Genomic DNA, 336 nt, shown 5'->3' with positions numbered 1-336 from the left:
GTTTAGTGGTGGTGGAAGCAGCGAACCAGCCCAGCAACAGCAAGCAGCTCCTGCAGCTCAAACCTACAACCAATACCAGGGACAGCCGGCTCAAGGACCATGCGCGTGGGAGATCAAGCAATTCTTGGAATGTGCTCAACAACAGCACGACTTGTCACTCTGCGATGGCTTCAATGAAGCTCTACGTCAATGCAAAGTCAATAACCACATCTAAATTAATATAGGTTGATTGAGGTGCCCATTAATTTTGCTCGGAAAATGATTGTTTTAATAAAAAAATCATTGATAGTTTTATTTCAGTGATGTGCCTATACATTTAATTCTTGGAAAGTTTAT

The 336-nt window shown here is 42.0% G+C and carries 1 protein-coding gene; it reads left to right on the top strand.

From position 1 onward, the window contains the following. On the top strand, positions 1-224 hold a 224-nt coding region (locus F0L68_RS46035; protein WP_223199661.1), incomplete at its 5' end, for a hypothetical protein. Positions 225-336: the final 112 nt, after the last annotated feature.

Origin of the sequence: Solihabitans fulvus (assembly GCF_008386585.1) — a bacterium.
GTDB lineage: Bacteria > Actinomycetota > Actinomycetes > Mycobacteriales > Pseudonocardiaceae > Solihabitans > Solihabitans fulvus.
The sequence above is the reverse complement of the archived record's forward strand: the minus strand, read 5'-3'. Positions and strand labels throughout refer to the sequence as shown.